The organism is Sphingomonas flavescens (genome assembly GCF_030866745.1).
GTDB lineage: Bacteria > Pseudomonadota > Alphaproteobacteria > Sphingomonadales > Sphingomonadaceae > Sphingomicrobium > Sphingomicrobium flavescens.
On sequence record NZ_CP133016.1, the window covers coordinates 1,351,429 to 1,370,608 of the forward strand.

Below are 19,180 nucleotides of genomic sequence, written 5' to 3' on the forward strand. Positions count from 1 at the left end.
TCCGCAGTGGGTGGAAAGCGGAAGTTAGCGAGTGGCCGCGTTGACCCGCTCCGCCACGCTCGGGTCTTCGACGATTTTATCGATTGACGTTAGTAATAGTGTGTATCGGCTAGGACCATCAGTAACGATGTAGCCTTCGCCTCTGGCGTTGAAGCCGACCACATCCTCGCGCTCCGCCGCAAGACGCTCCAACCGCTTATATACCTTTGGAGCATCGCCTACGAAGGCGAAGGGAAGTCGCAAGCTGGGGCAAACTGCCACTTCGGCCTTCGCGCCGACTTCTCCGAAGATGATGCCTCGCAAATGCTCCTCACGGATGCGTTGGCCGACCAGCGAGCAAGCGGGCTTAGCAGCGCCCTTGTCCTCGCGGTCCTCGGAAGCCGAACACCCTAGAAGCAGGATGGCAGATGTAGCGTACAAAATGGCTCTCATACCGCAGGCGTCCCATATGACCCTAATGTCTGCAATGGGTCGAAAGTAGACATAAGCGGACGGTCAGTTAACGGCCAAAAGCGGACCTCGCCCATTCCGCTCGACTTAAACGAGCCCTCCTGGCCGATCAGTGACATTCCGCCTAGGCATGCGGCAGGACAGATTCGGGTCATCGAGGCTGTCGTCATTGCCTCGCGAAAGCGAGTAGCGAAGTTAGTTGTATAGGCTTGTCCCATCAGCGCCCGATGGCGTGGAACTTCGTTCCGCTGATTGGCACCGCGAAGCACCCGTTTGCGGCGAGCGTGTGCTGAGCGCGGATTTGCGGCCATAAGGTGAGGAGCCGAGCCGCTTGCTTGTGGAGCGCCGACTTTTGCAAAGACGGCGCGAAGAAGAAGCCAACCAGACCGTTTCGCACGAAGAGATCGCGCGACGGCTTCCGTTTGGCGATGCGCTGGTCGGCGGAGATTACCGCCCACCCGCCTTCCGCGCCAAGCGCCGGAATCCACTCCTCATCCTTAAGATCGTGTCGACCGAACTTTTCCCGAAGGGAAACGATTTCGTCGCCATCCTCTTCAAAGATCGTGTGGAGCACGACCGCGAGCCGTGGCGGGAGGTCATTGTCGACCATCACCCTCACGCGGTCGCCAGCCCTCCAATTTGTCGTTCGAAGGCGAGGGCATCCTTGACCGCGATTTTTCCGATTTCGAACAGCCTGGCGACACGGTCGACCGACCGGCCTTCCGCCACAAAAACTTGAGCGATGCGCCGCGTCGGAACGCCGCCGTTCTCAACGATGGGCTGGCCGAAAGAGCGTTCCGGATCGGCGACGACCTCACGGCTCTTCGCTAATGGGAACCAGCGCGTCGCTTTCTCGTCGTCGAACTCAAGGTCAAGGAACGACGCCTCAATCACTTTGGGAAACGCATGCTGTAGTGTTTTGAGGTCGATGACATCTCGATTCCCCGTTTCGCCCATGCGCTCAAGGAAGAGCCGCTTGCCGTCCGTCCGGAAGTGAGCGCTAGAAAACGGATGAGGGTCTTCGGCGATCTGCGCGGCCGTCATGAGGCAAAGCCGGATCGTCGGCATTCCGATTCCGAATTCGCGAAGCCGAGCCACGAACCGGGCTTCGATGAGGTCACGGAAACCGAGAAGCGGTTCGTCCTGGTCGATGCCGTATTGCGGTTGCCAGAGCGGCGCCTGAGCGGTCTTTGGCCCGTGATGGGCATAGCTGTAGCCGAAGAGCCAACGGCGGATATTGGTGGCCGACGTACCGACCAGCTTTCCAGCTTCTGAAGGGGTATAGGCCCCGATGCCGAACTCCGCATAATGCATGCCGGCTCCCCTAGCACACGCGGGTTGAACAAAAACCCACGCGCGCTGGCGGCGCAACGCTTTTCTCCTGATTTCGCTTAGTGAGCCTTGTGAGGCGCAACGAAGGTCCGCTTTCTGGTTCTTCCGTTTCGGGCATGAGCGCCCAGGATTTGGCGGTAAGCGGTCATCCGCGCTTGACTCAGCCCCTCGCGTTTACACCGAGATGCTCTGCCGGATTTTACATAAAATCCCTTGTCATACTTCGCTCGCTTAGTCTGCTTTCGACCCATTGCGGACATTATCACTTTCATGTTCCGCTAACCGTCTTCGTTAAACTGACTTACTCGAGCTGGCGACTATTCGCCGCATCATGAAGTTTGAAAGATTCAAATTCGATAGGAGCGCGCAGAGCTTCGATCTTGGTGGTCTAGTGCGTGCCTTCAGCTACGCGCTCGACCTTACTGAAGGTCAGCCCGCCGGGCATTCTGTTCGCAGTTGCTGGATTGGCATGCACGTCGGCGAGGCACTGGGCCTTAGCCAAACGGAGTTAGTCGACCTTCAATACACGCTGCTGCTCAAGGATTTGGGCTGCTCAAGCAATGCAGCGCGCATTTGCGAACTCTACGACGCAGACGATCGCGCGTTCAAGAATGGCTTCAAGACCGCTGGAACGAGCCTCGCCGCGACCCTGTTGTTCGTGACCCGCGCATCGGCGCCCGGTCAGCACTTCCGTCGCCGTGCAGCGACGATCGGCAATATCCTGCGCAACGGCGTTGCGATCGCCGACGAGATGATCCTGTCGCGCTGCACCCGTGGCGCTGACATCGCCCGAACGCTGAGGTTTTCAGACACGGTACAGTGCGGCATCTATCATCTCGACGAGCATTGGGATGGTTCCGGGCGGCCGGGGCATCTGAAGGGGCAAGCTATTCCGCTGTTCGCGCGGATCGCGCTGCTCGCGCAGATCGCGGACGTCTTCCACACGCATGCCGGCCGAGAAGCTGCGATCGCCGAGGTGCGTCGGCGCTCCGGAACGTGGCTTGATCCCATGCTCGTCGACGCTTTTCTCTCGGCCACCAGGCGCGATGCGTTTTGGAGAGGTCTCACTTGTCCGATGATCGAGTCTCGGTTGGGAGCAATGGTGCAGACTGGCGAAATTCTGTCTGTCGATGACGATTATCTCGACGACATCGCTGCTGCGTTCGGACAGGTGATCGACGCGAAAAGCCCGTACACCGCAAATCACTCATCGCGTGTCGGGAGCCTGGCGGTGCGCCTGGCCGAAGCGATGGACATGCCGGCATCTCGCCGTCGCGGCTTGTTTCGTGCAGCAGTCTTGCACGATGTCGGCAAGCTCGGCGTCAGCAATTCCGTCCTAGACAAGCCAGGTCCGCTCAATGATCGAGAGTGGAAAGAAATGCGAGGCCATGCCTCACACACGTTGGAGATCCTCGATCGCATCGGCCCATTACACGAAATGGCGACAATCGCGGCGGCTCACCATGAACGCCTGGACGGACGCGGCTATCCGTTCGGCCTAACGCAAGATTCCATCCGGCGCGAAACCCGGATCATCACCGTCTGCGACTTCTTCGACGCGCTCACTTCCGACCGACCCTACCGTGCAGCGCTACCTCCCAAGGAAGCTCTCAATATCATGCGTGAATCCGTCGGGAGCGCCATTGATGGCGACTGCTTCGACGCCTTGGCGCATTTCGCAGGCTGAACAGGCGAAATCACAGTCTGCATTCGATCAGAGCTGACATCACGCACTCGGGGACAAACTAATGTATAGTCAATTGCTGTGACGCGCGGCGCGCGTGTTTGCGCCTAGGGGTGAGCACAGGGCCGCACTCGCCCCTGACTCAATCAACGGCGCGGTTCTTTCGGTAGATGGAAGCGAGGATCAGCAGGAAGGCGGTCAGGCGGAATAAATAGAGCGCTCCAAGTTCCTCGTCCGCGATATTCGCCAGCGTCAAAACTGCCTGGCCAGTTCCAAGGAGCGCGAAGGCCAGCCCAAACATCAAGAACAATTGGTCTCGCGAGCGATGCCAATAGCGAAAGAAGAAGAGCGCGCAGACGAAGAAGCCGAGCGCGACCGCCCCGGCGAGGAAAGCGCCAAGCATCACCGCTCCATCTCCTGGCTGTCCCAGATGAATCCCCATAGGAGGGAAACGACCGCGAAAAGAGAGAGTATGACCCGCGACAGGCGAAGGTCTCCGTCGGGCCAAAGGACGAGGTCGACCACCAGCGCAAGATTATTGATGGCAAGAAATACGAAGCAGACGCCGCTCCAGAAAAGCAGACGGACGCCTGTACGGTGATAGCTGCGCCCAAGCAGGAGCGCGCACGCCGCGCTCGTCAGGAAGCATAGTACATAGACGATGGTTGGAAAGGTCTCGCCCATCGTCAATCCTTTCGGAGCCGGAATGCATCGGCAAAGGCTGTGGCGCCACGTGCGGTGGCGGATACGATAATTCTTCGTACGGTGTCCGGACGCGTTGCATACAGTACTTCCAGCTGCTCGACGCAGGCAGTAACGTGATCGTTGATCGGCATGTACGCGGCCCCCTCGGGTTCGTCGATTGCCAGACCCGCCGACACAAGGCCATCCAGCGCCTTGCTCACGACGAGGTCGCTGGCGCGCATAGTGCTGACCAGCTCGGCATGTGGCCATGGCCGCAGCTCCCGCTTCAGGATCAGCATGAGCTCGAGGGCCCAGACCGACCGGAAACTCGATCCGATGAACCGCGACAGGTCGTCGTTTGGTGTCACGGGGGGCGGCCTAGAGGCGTTCCGGTTTGCTTGGCAACAACCTTCACAAAAGTTACTGCAAGCGTCGACTTTTTTAGTGAATATGAAACCGCTTTATGCGCTAGAACGGAAGCGCAGCCGGGGGGCTGCGGACGACCATCGGGTGGGGGAGTAGCGACACGGAGAGTTGAGTGAACATCCAGGCCCCGCGCGACTTCATTGATCGCCGCCAGCTCGTAACCGCGCTCCGCGCGCTGCGTCGCGGAGACTTTAGCGTCCGTCTTTCGGAGGAAGTGGACGGAGTCGATGGCGAGATCGCCACCCTGTTCAACGAAGTCGTGTCGATGAATCAATCGATCACCCGCGAGTTCGAGCGCCTCTCAAAAGTCGTCGGCAAGGAAGGCAAGATCACGCAGCGCGCCCGGGTTCGCGGTGCGAGCGGCGGCTGGGACACCAAGCTTCGGGCCGTCAATGAACTGATCGACGACATGGTCCAGCCGACCGCCGAAGTGTCGAGGGTTATTGGCGCCGTCGCCAAGGGCGACCTCTCCCAAAGCATGGCAACGGAAATCGACGGCCGTCAGCTGCGCGGTGAGTTCCTGCGCATCGGCAAGGTCGTGAACACGATGGTCGATCAGCTCAACGGCTTCGCCTCGGAAGTGACCCGCGTGGCCCGCGAAGTGGGCACGGAAGGAAAGCTCGGCGGCCAGGCGCGCGTGAAAGGCGTCGCCGGCACGTGGAAGGATCTTACCGACAATGTGAACTTGATGGCCGACAACCTCACCGGCCAGGTCCGCAACATCGCCGAAGTGACGACCGCGGTGGCGCGTGGCGACTTGTCCAAGAAAATCACGGTCGACGTGAAGGGCGAGATCCTCGAGCTCAAGAACACCATCAATACGATGGTCGACCAGCTCAACGGCTTCGCGTCGGAAGTCACCCGTGTGGCCCGCGAGGTGGGCACCGAAGGCAAGCTCGGCGGCCAGGCGCAGGTGCCGGGTGTCGCCGGAACCTGGGCCGACCTTACCGACAATGTGAACCTCATGGCCGCGAACCTCACCGGCCAAGTCCGCAACATCGCTGAGGTGACCACGGCCGTGGCGCGCGGCGACCTTTCCAAGAAAATTACCGTCGATGTGAAGGGCGAAATTCTTGAGCTGAAGGACACCATCAACACGATGGTCGATCAGCTCAACGGCTTCGCCTCGGAAGTGACCCGCGTGGCCCGCGAAGTGGGCACGGAAGGAAAGCTCGGCGGCCAGGCGCAGGTGCCGGGTGTCGCCGGAACCTGGGCCGACCTTACCGACAACGTGAACCTCATGGCGGCGAACCTTACCGGCCAGGTCCGCAACATCGCCGAAGTGACGACTGCCGTGGCGCGCGGCGACTTGTCGAAGAAGATCACCGTCGACGTGAAGGGTGAAATCCTCGAGCTCAAGGACACCATCAACACCATGGTGGACCAGCTCAACTCGTTCGCATCGGAAGTGACGCGTGTGGCCCGTGAAGTGGGCTCGGAAGGTAAGCTCGGCGGCCAGGCGCAGGTCGAAGGCGTCGCCGGCACCTGGGCCGATCTCACCGACAACGTGAACCTCATGGCCGGCAACCTCACCGGCCAGGTCCGCAACATCGCCGAAGTGACCACGGCCGTGGCGCGCGGCGACTTGTCAAAGAAGATCACCGTCGACGTCCGCGGCGAAATCCTCGAACTCAAGAACACCATCAACGTGATGGTCGATCAGCTCAACTCATTCGCCTCCGAAGTGACCCGCGTGGCTCGCGAGGTGGGCACCGAAGGAAAGCTTGGCGGTCAGGCGCAGGTCGAAGGCGTCGCTGGCACCTGGGCCGATTTGACCGAGAACGTGAACTCCATGGCCGCGAACCTCACTGGGCAGGTGCGCAACATCGCCGAAGTGACGACCGCGGTGGCGTCGGGCGACTTGTCCAAAAAAATCACGGTCGACGTGAAGGGCGAGATCCTCGAGCTCAAGAACACCATCAACGTCATGGTCGACCAGCTAAATGGCTTCGCGTCCGAAGTGACCCGCGTGGCCCGCGAAGTGGGCACGGAAGGAAAGCTCGGCGGTCAGGCGGCCGTGCCGGGCGTCGGCGGTACGTGGAAGGATCTCACGGACAACGTGAACGCCATGGCCGCGAACCTCACCGGCCAGGTCCGCAACATTGCCGAAGTGACGACCGCTGTGGCCTTGGGCGATCTGTCCAAGAAGATCACCGTCGACGTGAAGGGCGAGATCCTCGAGCTCAAGAACACCATCAATACGATGGTCGATCAACTCAACTCCTTCGCATCGGAAGTGACCCGCGTGGCGCGCGAAGTGGGTACCGAAGGGAAGCTCGGCGGTCAGGCCCAGGTCCGCGGCGTCGCCGGGACATGGAAGGACCTCACCGACAACGTGAACCTGATGGCCGACAATCTGACCGGCCAGGTCCGCAACATCGCCGACGTGACTACTGCAGTGGCGCTCGGAGATCTGTCGAAGAAGATCACCGTCGACGTGAAGGGCGAGATCCTCGAACTCAAAAACACGATCAACGTCATGGTCGATCAGCTGAACTCGTTCGCCTCGGAAGTGACGCGTGTGGCGCGCGAAGTGGGAACCGAGGGCAAGCTCGGCGGTCAGGCCAACGTGCCGGGCGTTGGCGGTACCTGGAAGGACCTCACCGACAACGTCAACCTGATGGCCAACAATCTGACCAATCAGGTACGCGGTATCGCCGACGTCGTGACCGCGGTTGCGCAAGGGAATCTCAAAAGGAAGCTGACACTCGACGCAAAGGGCGAAATCGCCGCCCTCGCCGAGACGATCAACTTCATGATCGAGACGCTGTCGACCTTCGGCGACCAGGTCACGAGCATGGCGCGCGAGGTCGGCATCGAAGGCCGTCTCGGTGGCCAGGCGCGCGTGCCGGGCGCCGCGGGCTTGTGGCGCGATCTTACCGACAACGTGAACCAGCTGGCGGCGAACCTTACAAACCAGGTGCGCTCGATCGCCGACGTGGCGACCGCCGTCACCAAGGGCGACCTTACCCGTTCCATCGCCGTCGAGGCGTCGGGCGAAATGGCGTCGCTCAAGGACAACATCAACGAGATGATCCGCAACCTCAAAGAGCAGACGCTCAAGAATGCGGAACAGGATTGGCTGAAAACCAACCTCGCGCGGTTCAGCCGTATGCTTCAGGGCGAACGCGATCTGACAACCGTGTCGAACCTGATCATGAGCGAGCTCGCGCCGCTGGTGAACGCGCAATATGGCGTGTTCTACGTTACCCAGCGCGACGAAAATGAGACGGTGCTGGAGCTTGCCGCGTCCTACGGCGCGGAGAGCAAGGCGGAGCTGAAGAGCAAGTTCGGGCTACGCGAAGGCCTCATCGGCCAGGCTGCGGCGGACAAGCGGCCGATCGTCCTCAAGGACGTGCCGCCGGAGTTCGTCCGGATCGGCTCGGGCCTCGGCCATGCCACTCCCGCGAACGTTGCCGTCCTACCTGCTCTCTTCGAAGACGATGTGAAGGCGGTCATCGAGCTCGCCTCGTTCGGTGAGTTCAACGAAACCCACCAGACCTTCCTCGACCAACTGATGGAATCGGTTGGCATCGTGCTCAACACCATCGCCGCGACGATGCGCACCGAAGGCCTGCTCAAGCAATCACAGCTGCTGACGCAGGAGCTTCAGGCGCGGCAGACCGAGCTGACGACCAAGCAGGAAGAGCTGCACAACACCAACGAGGAGCTGCAGGAAAAAGCGCAGCTTCTCGAAAACGAGAAGAAGCAGGTCGAAGCGAAAAATATCGAGATCGAGATGGCGCGGCGGGCCGTCGAGGAAAAGGCCGAGCAACTCGCGCTCACGTCGAAGTACAAGTCCGAGTTCCTCGCCAATATGTCCCATGAGCTGCGGACGCCGCTCAACTCGCTGCTGATCCTGTCGAAGCTTCTTGCCGACAACCCGCAGGGCAACCTCAACGATAAGCAGACGGAATTCGCCCGGACGATCAACTCGGCCGGCTCAGACCTCCTCAGCCTCATCAACGACATCCTCGATCTGTCGAAGATCGAATCCGGCACCGTATCGATCGAGATCGGCGACATGCCGATGTCGACGCTCAAGCAGCATATGGAGCGCACCTTCCGTCAGCTGGCTGCCGACAAGGGCCTCGATTTCAAGGTGCAGTTCGACAGCAAGTTGCCAGAGGCCATCCGGACGGACGAGAAGCGGCTGCAACAGGTTGTCCTTAACCTGCTTTCGAACGCCTTCAAGTTCACTGCGAAGGGAAGCGTTACGCTCGACGTCGGCTGCGTTACCAAGGGCTGGAGTTCCAACCACCCTGTGTTGCAGACGGCCGACCGCGCTATCGCCATCGCGGTCACCGATACCGGCATCGGCATTCCGGACGACAAGCAGAAGCTGATCTTTGAGGCGTTTCAGCAGGCCGATGGTACGACCAGCCGCAAATATGGCGGTACCGGCCTTGGTCTTTCGATCAGCCGCGAGATCGCGCGGCTTCTCGGCGGCGAGCTGCAAGTCCGGTCCAAGCCCGGAGAAGGCTCGACTTTCACCCTCTTCATCCCGGTCGAAGCCGCGCCGGTGGCGTCGGCAAACGCGGGCGAAACCCAGGCGAGCTACGACAATTCGGGCGCGGTGGTGACGAGCGCGCTATCTACCGGCTTCGAGGTCAACGACGATCGCGACGAGCTGGGAGACGATCCGTTCGTGCTCATTGTCGAGGACGACCCGACCTTCGCGGCCATCCTGCTCGATCTTGCGCGCTCGTCAGGCCTGAAGGGCGTGGTCTCGACGGCCGGTGCCGGCACACTGGCCATGGCGCGCAAGCTTCAGCCGAGTGCGATCACCCTCGATCTTGGCCTCAGCGATATCGACGGGTTCGTGCTGCTCGATCTCCTGAAGCACGATCCGGAGACAAGCCACGTCCCAATTCACGTTATCTCGGGGGCCGACAAGATTGCGTCAGTACTCGGCATGGGCGCGTTCGGCGTGACCGAGAAGCCGGCCGACCAGGCCAAGCTGGCCAAGGTATTTAAGACCCTCCTCGCCCTGACGAAAAAGACCAAGCGCCGGAAGACGCCGACTGCGCGCGAATTCTTACCGGCCACCCAGGAGGTTCCCGAGCTCGCCGGTGCGCGCGTGCTCATCGTCGACGACGACATCCGCAACATCTTCTCGCTGACGAGCGTGCTGGAAAGCTACGACGTTGAGGTCCATCACGCCGAGCGCGGCAAGGACGGCATTCAAATCCTCGAGGAGCACCCCGGGATCGACATAGCGCTGATCGACATCATGATGCCGGAGATGGACGGCTATGAGACGATGCAGCAGATCCGCCAGCGCCCAGCCATCGCCGACGTCCCGCTGATCGCGGTAACGGCCAAAGCCATGAAGGGCGACCGTCAAAAGTGCCTCGATGCCGGGGCGTCCGACTACATCGCCAAGCCCGTTGATATCGAGCTGCTGTTGGCGCTGATGCGTGTCTGGGTCGGCCGGTCGCGCGAAACGACGCTCGCATCGCCTTCTATCGTTCAGGCGGCGGAATAAGCATTTGAACGTGACTGGCGACATGACAGCGACCGGAGTTGTGTCGAGGCGCGAGACAGAACGCCCGCAGGATCTGGGCGGCGATGGTGCGCGCGTGCTCGTTGTCGACGACGACGAGCGCAACCTTCTCGCGATCCAGACGGTCCTCGAGGACATTGGTGAGATCGTCGTCGCGCGCTCCGGCGAGGAGGCCCTACGGCATCTGCTCAAGGGCGAGTTCGCCGTCATCCTGCTCGACGTCTACATGCCCGGCCTCGATGGTTACGAAACCGCGCAGATGATCCGCAGCCGCGAGCAATCCAAGCGCATACCGATCGTCTTCCTGTCGGCGGTGAACAAGGAGACCGAGCACCTCATCCGCGGCTACGCGATGGGCGCCGTCGACTATGTGTTCAAGCCGGTCGATCCCATCGTGCTCCGCTCCAAGGTCGCCGTGTTCGTCGACCTCTTCGCCAAGACAAAGGAGATCGAGCGCAAGGCGCAGCAGGAGCAAGCGCTCCTCGACGCGAATCTCAGGGCCAACGCGGAACTGCTGAGAGCGGAGCAGGATCTGCGCCGCGCCGAACAGCGCCAGGCGGCGATAATCGAGTCCCTGCCGATCATCCTCTACCTGGAACCGCTCGAGTACGAGCCGCGCTGTCCGAATTTCGTCAGTGGCGACCTGCAGTCCATGACGGGTTTCACCTTCGACGACGTGCGCGTGAATCCGAAGCTGTGGGCCGATCGCCTCCACGAGGACGATCGCGGTCGGGTCATAGCGGCGCTTGCCGAGCGAAATCGGACCGGCCGCTTCGCCGTCGAATATCGCTGGCGCTGCGCCAATGGAAGCTACCGCCATTTCCACGATCAGGCAGTCCTGCTCTCGGACGCGCATGGCCGGCCCACCGAGTTCGCGGGGACCTTGACCGACGTCACCGAGCAGCGGACGCTCGAAAGCCAGCTGGTCCAAGCGCAGAAGATGGATGCGATCGGCAAATTGACCGGGGGCATCGCGCACGATTTCAACAATCTGCTTGCTGCGGTGCTCGGAGGCTTGGGGCTGCTCGAGCGTCGAGCAGGCCTTGCGGAAGAGCACCTCAAGATCCTCGCCATGACGAAGCGAACCGCCGATCAGGGCGCGGACCTCGTCAAGCGGCTCCTGTCGTTCGCGCGACGCCAACAACTTGAGCCGAGGCCAATCGATGCAAAGACGTTGGTCGAGGGCGTTGATGACCTTCTCAGCCACACGCTTGGCGGCCGGGTGCAGCTGCACTGGAACTTAAGTGATGACGCTTGGTGCGCCTTTGCCGACAAGACACAGCTCGAGCTGGCATTGATGAACCTCATCATTAATGCCCGCGATGCCATGCCTGAAGGCGGCATCATCACCATTTCACTTGAGCATCGCCAGTCGGGCGGCGACGACGCGCTCAACCTTTCGCCCGGCAATTATGTAGTCTTCGCAGTCGAAGACACCGGCATTGGGATCGAGCCCGAACTGCTGGAGCAGGTGATGGAGCCGTTCTTCACTACGAAGGATATCGGCAAGGGAACGGGCCTTGGCCTCAGCATGGTCTACGGCTTCGCCAAGCAGTCGAGCGGCGCCATCCATCTGACGAGCGAACCCGGCGAAGGCACGCGGGCCGAGTTATGGATCCCGCGCGCTAATGCCGCGCCGACCCCGGCCGCGGAAGGTGGCGCAGTAAAGCCCTTGCCCGAGGCGCTTAGCGTGCTGCTGGTCGACGATCATGCGGAAGTCCGGCTGACGACAGCCGCTATGCTCGAGGACCTTGGGCACAAGGTCATCGAGTGCGGGAGCGGTCACGAGGCGCGGAAGCTCCTCGATAACGGCACGATCGACTTGTTGGTCAGCGACTACGCCATGCCGCAAATGTCGGGTATTTCCCTCATCGGTGACGCCCGGAGGAAGGATCCGACGCTCAAGGCGCTCATCATCACCGGCTATGCGGAACTCGACGACATCCACGACCTTCCAGCCGACGTCGCGGTGCTGTCGAAGCCGTTCAACCTTGCAGCTTTGTCTGAGGCCATTGCGCAGGCTACGAAAAGTCGCCCCTACTCGACAGATTGAGGCACCCAGCCCAAGCTTCGTCGTTTCAAGATGGCGGAACCAAGAGGTGCGGCTGATCGTGGGAGAGGCAGAAGGATTTGAATTACCGGCTGAGCTCGCAACCGAGACGTTGGAAGAAGGTCTCGAAACCTGTCATAAAATCGTCGCCGATTATCGATCGGCCCTGCTCGGTGTGCAGGACCGCGCCTTAGAGCCGCAAGATTCCGAGCATCCACAACCTACTCCGGCATGAAAATATTGAGCGGTGACGGCGCTTGGTTAGACCGCTAGCTGAGGTCTGAAAGGGGTGGCTGGTGACAAATGGCGAAGTGATTTCGGGACCTGGTGAAGATCATGCGCCCGTAATCCTGTTGGTCGAGGACGAGGTCCTCGTCCGTTTCGCAACTGCCGAGGTGCTTCGCGACCAAGGCTATGTCGTGCTTGAGGCTGTGAACGCATCCGAAGCGCTCGCCCTGATTGCGACTGGCCACCCGCTGGATCTGGTGTTGAGTGACATTCGGATGCCGGGCCTGATGGACGGTGTGGACCTGACGTTTGCGGTCAAGCAGGTGAGACAGAACCTTCCGGTCGCACTTGTCTCCTCGCATCTTGATCCCGACCGGGAACATGCGGCAGAGGCGTTCCTTGCGAAGCCGTATCGACCTGAGCAGTTGGTCTCTCTGGTCGCGCAACTGGTGGGGGCCGAATGGCAGACGAGGTGCATAAGTCCGACTGCGTCCTGATTGTGGACGGGGACGTACTGGCCCGCCATGCCATTGCCGACTATCTACGCGACTGCGGCTACATCGTTGTGGAAGCAGCATCGACGGATGAAGCAAGGGTGGCCCTTCTCGAACCTGCCTTAAAGGTCGATACGGTGATCTGCGCCGCGGACGCTCCAGGGTCCGCCAATGCCTTCCAATTTCGCGCGTGGGCGAGTCAGCTTGCTCCAAGCGTCGACGTGGCTCTCGCTGGCAACGTCGAACGGGCGGCTGAAAAAGCTGCGGATCTATGCGAGGAAGGACCGAGCCTCGCACGACCTTATGATCCTAAGAGTGTCGTCGACCATATCCGCCGACTTCAAGGCCGTTTCCGTTCGAAAACCATGGGGGCGGCGAGCTGAAGCAGCCGGTGAGTGATGGGAGCCCGCACTCCTGAACGGTCAGCTAAGCTAGCGACGCGCATTGTCCGATACTCCAGAACGGAGCAGTCATTAAGGGACCCTTTGTTCCTGAACTGTAACCAACGGCTCATGCATCATTCGAGCCTGCGATCATGGAAAAGGGATGTTGGCCGGCGCGAGTTTCCCCGGATCGAAATTGATTGCCGAGCGCGCATCCGGATCGGTAATCGGCAATACGCTGCCTACCTGTACAATATATCTCGCAAGGCGGGGCCAAGCTCCGGACTATCACCCCCATTCATCGCGTCGGCGGGGTCGTTCTGAGACTTCCTGATCTTTCCCCGCTGCACTGCGATCTGCGATGGAGGGATTCACACAACGCTGGAGTGATGTTCGGCAGGCAATTGTCGGAGGCTGACCTGCTCCGTTGGGCCGAGGCTCGTCTGGCGGTGATCGACCTGCCCGGCGCCTCCACGCCAAGCAGGAAAGCTAGTCACCGCGTGAGATGAGCCGTGCCGCTAACGTAGCTTTTGGGTCTAAAGCTTACATTAGCTACTGAGCAACGATCCTGTCCGACAGACAGGGCGCTAACAAATGACGGTTGTGCGGCGCATTGAGTCGACGGAAAGTCCATTCCGGAGTGAAGCTAACGCGGACTTAATGCAGCGCATTTAGTCCTCTCTTATGGCAGAATGCATCGCGGAATATCTCAGGCAGGCCGCATACTACCGATTCTTAGCTAGCACGACCGGCGATGCGCAAGTGATCGCGGATCTAGAAGATCTGGCAAAAGACTGTGAAACCGAAGCTAACAAACTCCGACAGGCTTTCGGGTGACTCCGGCAAGCCCAAAGAAGTCCTTGTGCCCGTCGCGGTTTTGCAACGGCCACAACCCACCTCAAAAGCTAGTAACTGAGCAACAAGGCATGCTCGCAAACGAAAGGGCAATCATTGGAGCGGTCATCTGCTCCAATTGCGGATCAGTCTGGATACGCGGGCGAGAGGGCCAAAGGCATATCCTGGGTCGGCTTCAAACTCGCGGAAACGCCTGCGTGTGGACGAGCGCATATGCTCCTCGAACGGCATCTGACTCGGGCTAACATGCGACATGGGGCAGAAGCAGCCCTGATCCACCTACCGATCCCACCTTTGCACCTTGCGAGAGGATTGCCAAAGCTCCACCGGCCTTACGAAAATACGATTGATGTCGGTGATAGCTTCGCTGTCTATTGGGCTGCACGGAAACTCGTGATCAATTCGAAATTGCCCTGCCCATCGTGGTTATGAAACTGGTAGTTCAGCACGCCGCACTCCGAAGGTGCTTGAACGTTGTAGGCACTGCATTTGTGCCGTACGCCTGCTGAAGGCCTACGGGCCTAGTGCTGCAACTGCCATGTTCCAAATACGTTTACCGTGCACTCGGTAATCCATCTGAAGGATTTGCCTGGTGACTGAGACACGGTTTCCGCTGCGGTGCTCCAAACCGGTTACTCTGACTGAAGACCATATCATGTCGGTCTTACTGCTCAGACGAGCTCGCCATGACATGCTGGCCGACAACCTCTTTTCAGACCCTGCTTGGGACATCCTGCTGGAGCTCTTCGGGGCTCAACTGGGTCATCGCAATATGACCGCGGCCGATCTGGCGAAGGCGACGGAGCTGCCGGCCTCGACCACAGCTAGGTGGATCGCGGCGTTGGAGCAGCGTGGGTTAGTTAGGCACGCAACGTTGGGGAATAAGGGTCGCGCAGTTGAGCTCACAGCAGAGGGCGCATCGCGAATGGAACGCCTCGCAGGCCGATGGGCAACCGCGTTTCTAGCAATTGCCTAGACGGCGCTGCGCTCGCTGCTTCAGGTCCCCCATGTGCTCCTCCAGCTGATGCGCCGCAAGGTCGACATGGGCCGCGATCTGAGCAGGGGCATTACTTTCATCAAGTAAGGCAAGCGCCCGGCGCAGGCATGCGAGCGCTGATGTGAGCGCATCCTCACTATTCAACATTTAAGCTCCCACCAAATATGCGACCCATTCGCACCGAGTAGCGCTTAACAACTGTTTAGCCGGATGTTTCCAGAGCGTATCCTTGACCCGTTCTACACGATAGCTGCGAGAACGCCGATGGAGCTTGTTCCACGCGCCCTTTCGGTAGCAAACGATGCTCGCCAAACGGCTTGTCACTTGCCCGACTATCTGAGTCTGATCCGATCCGGAGCCACTCGCAAACTTGAGTTAGGGTTGTGTCCGTCACAAGCTGGCGATGGACGTTCCCGCTGTTATCGCTCATGCCGTCGTCGCGCCCGCGCCCACTAACTCGGTGGCTAGCGGCCGCGCAATGGCGATCATTCGGGTAGTAAATATGGGAGCTGCCAACGAGAAGGGGTGGAACCAAGGCCGCGGCGGAGCGCGCCGCGAAGTCATTCTTACGGACCAGAACGGACGACCCATGCTGCTGCGAATTATCGACTATCCGTAAGCCAGATCGCAGCGTCCTTGGCTACGCGTGGTCCTAGATAATGGCAGAGCTTTAACCCGTGTCTCTTCCATTCCTCGAATCCGTTATGGAATTAGTTGCAGCCATCACGAACACTGTTGCAACTGGTCGCTAAGCTTCGCCGATTAACGATGATATCCAGCAATGGAGATCGAAGTGTCCAGCAAGCTTGTCGAGAAAACGCTCTATTCTTTGTCAACCGACGCGCCAGCTGTTCCGGACCGACGCGGTGAAGAACGGTATGTCAGTCTACTTCGGGTTGGTGCCATGACGATTGCCGGCCGACGCGAGTTGTGCCTCATCAAAAACGTTTCGGCTGGCGGCATGATGATCCGTCCTTATTCAAGGCTCAACGTGGGAACGGAGGTAACGATCGAACTTAAGCATGGCGTGACAACAACCGGCATCGCGCAATGGGCCGAAAACGGTCTGGTTGGTGTGGCCTTCGACAGCCAGGTTGACATGCTGGCCTTGCTTAGTGCCCCGGACGGCCACACCAAGGCACGCATGCCCCGGATCCAGGTTAGTTCCACCGCGTCGCTAAGGTACAAGGACTTCACGTTTCGCGCGGCCGTCGCAAACATCTCGCAGGGCGGCGTCTGTATCAACTCCCCCGTCGATCTCGAGCTTAGCGCTGATATCGTGATCAACATCGCTGGCCTGCGTCCGAACTCAGGGATCGTCAAATGGCAGGACGGTGAGCTTTTCGGTATCGGTTTCAATAGAATATACTCGGTCGACGAGCTGATGGGCTTCCTCAAGCAGCATCAGCAAAATCAGCAGCAACCGCGCGCCATCGGTCGGCGCTAAACGCTGCCGTTGCCGCTGGACTGCCCGCAACGCCTCACCGACGACCGACCTGCAGCATCGCGTTAAGGGCGCGCTCGAGGGCGGCTCGGCCATTGTTGGTTAGGGAGATCAAGTGATTGTCCGCACCGTCGGCGCTGCGGCTCACGAATCCCCGGCTGGTCAGCGCTATGATCCAGCGCATTACCGTTGTGGTAGGCGCGTCAAGTTCGGCGGCGATGTCTTCCGCACCGCAAGGCGACATACCTTCACCATAAAGCAGCAGCAGAATGTCCCAAGCCGGCTCACCGAACAAATCAGCCGGTAATCGCTGGTTGCGCGCTTGCCGCATGCACCGAATGTCCTCGGCGAGGCGGGCGAGATGCTTGGGGGCCTTTTCATTATCTTGGACGATCAATCGCAAGAATCTGTTCCTCTGTAACTGCGGGCCGGTTGGCTGAACGCTGGCCATTGACTGGCGAGAAGTACGGTTCGGAGCGAGGGAATGATGCGGGCCGCAATGAGCGTCAGAACCATTGGCCAAGCCCAAAATTTCAATAGGAAGGCGTAACTGAAGGGAATGGTCCCGACAGCGAGCAACTTTACCAAATGACCGAGCGTCCCATTTATCTGGAAAGCCGCGATGCAAATCGCGGCCCAGGTCGGGTTTCGGACTGCGATCGCGCAGAGGATCGCTGCCAAAGCGGCGTCCAAGGCAAGATAGCCCAGAGATACAGCCGCGAAATGGCCCCCGATGAAGCGTTCCAGAAGGATCGTAAGCACGTTGCCGCCGAGGACAACTGCCCCCACCCATCGTTCGCTACGCGACCCGAAGGTGATTGCGGATCCGGTCGCCACGAGCAGCAAGAAGACGTAGATCTCAACTCGCACTTGCGTTTACCCCTGCTGTGGAAACCAGACCCCCATGTCGTCACGCCGCTGAGCGCTCATCGTCAACGAGCGCCAATCCACCGGTCGGCGGGCAATCGCTTACGTCACCCATGCCATATGCGCGAAGGCCCGCGTCGATGCGGTCTTGCGCGAGCGCGGCGTGCGCCTTAGCGATGCTTTCGCGGGCCGCCACCAAGGAAGCCATGGTCCCGCTTAACGCTGTCAGGCTGCTCTGACCCATAGCGACGGGGAGTTTTGTGCTCTCGCGCCCTTCGGCGATGGCCGCAATCAGGCGTGACGTACTAGCGATAGCACTGTCGATGTCAGCTTCGCTTGGAATAAGGGCGTCTGCAATTTTGCGCGCTGCAGTCAATCTCACGTTCAACATCTTCCGAGTTCCTCTCTCAAGAGGAGCCCGGTCAGGCCGATACCAGTCTCCGCACTGCTTCCGCACAGGCTACCAGCAGCAGCAGCCCGACGATTGAAGCGAAGGACACGGCCGCGATGGTCAGTAGCGTCTGGCGAGGGGTGAGTGGCTGGTTGGGTGAAGGGGCTCCGCGATTGTCCCCGAGCTGGGCCGCGCTCGGTGTGACCGGCTGCCCGGGGACCTCACCGCTTTCATACGAACCGTCGTTACGCACGAGGTACGAGGGTCCGGAGTACAAAAACTCACTACCTTCCGCACTGCGCGCAAATAGACGCGCGGCCTCCGCGGTCGACGCCACGCCAAATTTTTCGCGACAGATGCGCAGATGCTTTTCGACGGCATGGGGGCTAATTCCGAGCTCGCGGCCAATCTGCTTGGCCGATTTAAGATCGAGAACCCCCCGGAGACACTCAGCCTGACGGCGACTGAGTGCCTGATTCCCTGATTGATCGGTATGTCCGGTTCGTAAGACCACTTCCGACCCATTTTTCTCCAAAGGATCCTAGAACACTAGGGACTACGGGAAGGCAAGGAGTGGCCCAATCGGATAATCTCGGACTAACCGAGATCGTTCGGAGCGACTTCCTCGGCATTCTACTCAGGCAACAATTCGCAGGACGCCAAGTTTGAGGAGCGCGTTGGCAGTCCGAGCAAACTCCTCCAACTGTACCCGGCTAATCAAATAGGCGTTAGTTCCCTGCATCCGCCCTTCCGCAAAGTGGATCGATCGATCCGCGCTTCGCTCAAGAATGCCGCGCTCAATAAGCTTTTGGATGACCCGGCGGGCCGTCTCGCGATTGAGGCCGGTCGCCTCTGCGATACTGCTTACATTACATCGGCCGAGGAGTGGGCGCGGCACAGCATTCGCCATATCCGTGAAGTTTGCGCCAACGTCTTGCGCAGCCAACCTGTCGCCGGTGATGGCGATGACTGCCATCAGGACCAGAGACTCACTGTGCCCGCCAGTCACCTGGCGCCACAAAGCGAGCAACCTAAGACGCATTCCAATGAGGCGATGCGCCGCAGTTCGGCTTTTCGCGGCCGCCTGGGCATCGTCGATGGCAATCCGCAACGCTTACACTCCTACATGTAAGTCTCGGGCTTTGCGCACAAAACGTGCGGTTTGACAGGCCCTTTCCGAACTAGCTCCGCCTAGTACTGCCGTGAGAACCCAAAGCGTTCTCCGACCCGGCCGCTGAACTTGCCCCTCATGCCGGGTCGTCAAGTCATTTGAGGAACCTATGGCCGGCGACGAACACCAAAAAGAGCGCGTTGAAAGCGTCCGCCAGATAATCGCACTGCTCGAAACCAGCCTTCGGCTTTGCCGCGAGCATTTGCGTCAGCTGGAAG

Annotated in this window: 19 protein-coding genes; 8 read left to right on the forward strand and 11 right to left on the reverse strand. The window is 60.0% G+C overall.

The window, feature by feature from the left end; genetic code table 11:
• Positions 1–24: 24 nt before the first annotated feature.
• From QU596_RS06975 to QU596_RS06985, 3 genes are all read right to left on the reverse strand, one after another.
• Positions 25–432: a hypothetical protein gene (locus QU596_RS06975; protein ID WP_308514401.1), complete on the reverse strand. Its 408-nt coding sequence runs from the start codon at positions 430–432 to the stop codon at positions 25–27.
• A 235-nt stretch (positions 433–667) separates the two neighbouring features.
• Complete coding sequence (locus tag QU596_RS06980; RefSeq protein WP_308514403.1) at positions 668–1,060, reverse strand: PIN-like domain-containing protein; 393 nt, start codon at positions 1,058–1,060, stop codon at positions 668–670.
• 5 nt (positions 1,061–1,065) lie between these two features.
• A complete protein-coding gene (locus tag QU596_RS06985; RefSeq protein ID WP_308514405.1) occupies positions 1,066–1,821 on the reverse strand; it encodes a DUF433 domain-containing protein in 756 nt (251 codons plus the stop codon).
• Between the two features lie 292 nt (positions 1,822–2,113).
• Here QU596_RS06985 and QU596_RS06990 point away from each other — a divergent pair, with 292 nt between their 5' ends.
• The gene (locus QU596_RS06990) at positions 2,114–3,469 is read left to right on the forward strand and encodes an HD-GYP domain-containing protein (RefSeq protein ID WP_308514407.1); all 1,356 of its coding nucleotides are present in this window, start codon (positions 2,114–2,116) and stop codon (positions 3,467–3,469) included.
• 139 nt (positions 3,470–3,608) lie between these two features.
• Here the strand turns inward: QU596_RS06990 and QU596_RS06995 are convergent, their stop codons facing one another.
• From QU596_RS06995 to QU596_RS07005, 3 genes are read right to left on the reverse strand one after another with little or no spacing between them, the layout of a single operon-like run.
• A complete protein-coding gene (locus QU596_RS06995) occupies positions 3,609–3,869 on the reverse strand; it encodes a DUF5985 family protein (protein ID WP_308514409.1) in 261 nt (86 codons plus the stop codon).
• The gene (locus QU596_RS07000; protein WP_308514411.1) at positions 3,869–4,150 is read right to left on the reverse strand and encodes a DUF5985 family protein; all 282 of its coding nucleotides are present in this window, start codon (positions 4,148–4,150) and stop codon (positions 3,869–3,871) included. The genes QU596_RS06995 and QU596_RS07000 overlap by 1 nt, the downstream gene beginning before the upstream one ends.
• Positions 4,151–4,152: 2 nt before the next feature.
• Positions 4,153–4,518, reverse strand: a complete 366-nt coding sequence (locus QU596_RS07005) for a hypothetical protein (protein ID WP_308514413.1) — start codon at positions 4,516–4,518, stop codon at positions 4,153–4,155.
• 170 nt (positions 4,519–4,688) lie between these two features.
• Between QU596_RS07005 and QU596_RS07010 the strand changes: the two genes are divergently transcribed.
• The 7 genes from QU596_RS07010 to QU596_RS07035 all read left to right on the forward strand — a co-directional run bounded on the left by QU596_RS07010 (position 4,689) and on the right by QU596_RS07035 (position 16,536).
• A complete protein-coding gene (locus tag QU596_RS07010; protein WP_308514415.1) occupies positions 4,689–10,064 on the forward strand; it encodes a HAMP domain-containing protein in 5,376 nt (1,791 codons plus the stop codon).
• A gap of 22 nt (positions 10,065–10,086) precedes the next feature.
• On the forward strand, positions 10,087–12,135 hold the full coding sequence (locus QU596_RS07015) for a response regulator (protein ID WP_308514417.1): 2,049 nt from the start codon (positions 10,087–10,089) through the stop codon (positions 12,133–12,135).
• 46 nt (positions 12,136–12,181) lie between these two features.
• On the forward strand, positions 12,182–12,367 hold the full coding sequence (locus tag QU596_RS07020; RefSeq protein WP_308514419.1) for a hypothetical protein: 186 nt from the start codon (positions 12,182–12,184) through the stop codon (positions 12,365–12,367).
• A 61-nt stretch (positions 12,368–12,428) separates the two neighbouring features.
• Positions 12,429–12,857 (forward strand): response regulator, encoded by a 429-nt coding sequence (locus QU596_RS07025; protein ID WP_308514421.1) that lies wholly within the window; start codon positions 12,429–12,431, stop codon positions 12,855–12,857.
• Positions 12,821–13,237 (forward strand): response regulator, encoded by a 417-nt coding sequence (locus QU596_RS07030; protein WP_308514423.1) that lies wholly within the window; start codon positions 12,821–12,823, stop codon positions 13,235–13,237. The genes QU596_RS07025 and QU596_RS07030 overlap by 37 nt, the downstream gene beginning before the upstream one ends.
• A gap of 1,627 nt (positions 13,238–14,864) precedes the next feature.
• The gene (locus QU596_RS13675; RefSeq protein WP_420030966.1) at positions 14,865–15,068 is read left to right on the forward strand and encodes a helix-turn-helix domain-containing protein; all 204 of its coding nucleotides are present in this window, start codon (positions 14,865–14,867) and stop codon (positions 15,066–15,068) included.
• Positions 15,069–15,870: 802 nt separating this feature from the next.
• Positions 15,871–16,536 carry a PilZ domain-containing protein gene (locus QU596_RS07035; protein WP_308514426.1) on the forward strand — a complete coding sequence of 222 codons (666 nt, stop codon included), beginning with the start codon at positions 15,871–15,873 and terminating at the stop codon, positions 16,534–16,536.
• 34 nt (positions 16,537–16,570) lie between these two features.
• Here QU596_RS07035 and QU596_RS07040 read toward each other — a convergent pair whose 3' ends face one another.
• From QU596_RS07040 to QU596_RS07055, 5 genes are all read right to left on the reverse strand, one after another.
• Positions 16,571–16,936, reverse strand: a complete 366-nt coding sequence (locus tag QU596_RS07040) for a MarR family winged helix-turn-helix transcriptional regulator (RefSeq protein WP_308514428.1) — start codon at positions 16,934–16,936, stop codon at positions 16,571–16,573.
• Entirely contained in the window at positions 16,927–17,403 is a 477-nt protein-coding gene (locus QU596_RS07045) for a hypothetical protein (protein ID WP_308514430.1), read from the reverse strand. Before QU596_RS07045 ends, QU596_RS07040 begins: the two co-directional genes overlap by 10 nt.
• Positions 17,404–17,443: 40 nt before the next feature.
• Positions 17,444–17,608, reverse strand: coding sequence for a hypothetical protein (locus QU596_RS07050; RefSeq protein ID WP_308514432.1), 165 nt, complete (start codon positions 17,606–17,608; stop codon positions 17,444–17,446).
• A 214-nt stretch (positions 17,609–17,822) separates the two neighbouring features.
• A complete protein-coding gene (locus QU596_RS13680) occupies positions 17,823–18,305 on the reverse strand; it encodes a response regulator transcription factor (protein ID WP_420030967.1) in 483 nt (160 codons plus the stop codon).
• Between the two features lie 123 nt (positions 18,306–18,428).
• The gene (locus tag QU596_RS07055; protein WP_308514434.1) at positions 18,429–18,767 is read right to left on the reverse strand and encodes a helix-turn-helix domain-containing protein; all 339 of its coding nucleotides are present in this window, start codon (positions 18,765–18,767) and stop codon (positions 18,429–18,431) included.
• Between the last annotated feature and the right edge of the window lie 413 nt (positions 18,768–19,180).

Bases quoted from the DNA above. Each gene is read 5' to 3' on its own strand.
- QU596_RS06975 (WP_308514401.1), bottom strand. From the start codon at position 432: ATGAGAGCCATTTTGTACGCTACATCTGCCATCCTGCTTCTAGGGTGT.
- QU596_RS06980 (WP_308514403.1), bottom strand. From the start codon at position 1,060: ATGGTCGACAATGACCTCCCGCCACGGCTCGCGGTCGTGCTCCACACG.
- QU596_RS06990 (WP_308514407.1), top strand. From the start codon at position 2,114: ATGAAGTTTGAAAGATTCAAATTCGATAGGAGCGCGCAGAGCTTCGAT.
- QU596_RS06995 (WP_308514409.1), bottom strand. From the start codon at position 3,869: ATGCTTGGCGCTTTCCTCGCCGGGGCGGTCGCGCTCGGCTTCTTCGTC.
- QU596_RS07000 (WP_308514411.1), bottom strand. From the start codon at position 4,150: ATGGGCGAGACCTTTCCAACCATCGTCTATGTACTATGCTTCCTGACG.
- QU596_RS07015 (WP_308514417.1), top strand. From the start codon at position 10,087: ATGACAGCGACCGGAGTTGTGTCGAGGCGCGAGACAGAACGCCCGCAG.
- QU596_RS07030 (WP_308514423.1), top strand. From the start codon at position 12,821: ATGGCAGACGAGGTGCATAAGTCCGACTGCGTCCTGATTGTGGACGGG.
- QU596_RS13675 (WP_420030966.1), top strand. From the start codon at position 14,865: ATGACCGCGGCCGATCTGGCGAAGGCGACGGAGCTGCCGGCCTCGACC.
- QU596_RS07035 (WP_308514426.1), top strand. From the start codon at position 15,871: ATGGAGATCGAAGTGTCCAGCAAGCTTGTCGAGAAAACGCTCTATTCT.
- QU596_RS07050 (WP_308514432.1), bottom strand. From the start codon at position 17,608: ATGGCTTCCTTGGTGGCGGCCCGCGAAAGCATCGCTAAGGCGCACGCC.
- QU596_RS07055 (WP_308514434.1), bottom strand. From the start codon at position 18,767: ATGGCAGTCATCGCCATCACCGGCGACAGGTTGGCTGCGCAAGACGTT.